Raw genomic sequence first — 542 nt, 5'->3', positions numbered from 1 at the left:
GTCGTGACGTCTTCCGATCTGCCTATGGCGGCGCGGCGGCGCTCGGCGCGCTCGCCTATCGTGCCTGGCAGGGCTGGCAGCAGAACCAGCCGCCGGCGCAGGCCGCGCAGCAGCCGGGTGGCGCGCCGCCCGCGCTGCCGCCGCCCGAGTTCCAGGCGACGACGCCCGATTTCCAGCTGGCGCTGGTGCGCGCCATGGCCGGCGCGGCGATGGCCGATGGCCATGTCGACGCCGCGGAGCGCACCGCCATCTTCACGCAGATGGATCGCCTCGGCCTGGATGCGGAGACGAAGGGCTTCGTCTTCGACCTGCTGCAGCGCCCGCCGGGCCTTGATGACATCGCGTCCGGCGCGACGACGCAGGAACAGGCAGCCGAGATCTACCTCGCCGCGCGGCTCGCGATCGATCCCGACCATCCGGCGGAGCGCGCCTGGCTCGACGCGCTCGCGGCGCGCATGCGCCTGCCGGCGGGGCTTGCCGCGCATCTCGACAGCCAGGCGGCGGGGCTCGGCGCGCCGCCCGGCTGATCGCGCCGGCCCGGC

The 542-nt window shown here is 75.5% G+C and carries 1 protein-coding gene; it reads left to right on the top strand.

Annotated elements, in window-relative coordinates:
• Positions 1-527, top strand: a 527-nt coding sequence (locus tag HW577_RS26300; protein ID WP_198379000.1) for a tellurite resistance TerB family protein, incomplete at its 5' end; no start/stop codon positions are given.
• Positions 528-542: the final 15 nt, after the last annotated feature.

Source organism: Neoroseomonas rubea, from assembly GCF_016106015.1.
In the GTDB taxonomy this organism is placed as follows: domain Bacteria; phylum Pseudomonadota; class Alphaproteobacteria; order Acetobacterales; family Acetobacteraceae; genus Neoroseomonas; species Neoroseomonas rubea.
The sequence above is the reverse complement of the archived record's forward strand: the minus strand, read 5'-3'. Positions and strand labels throughout refer to the sequence as shown.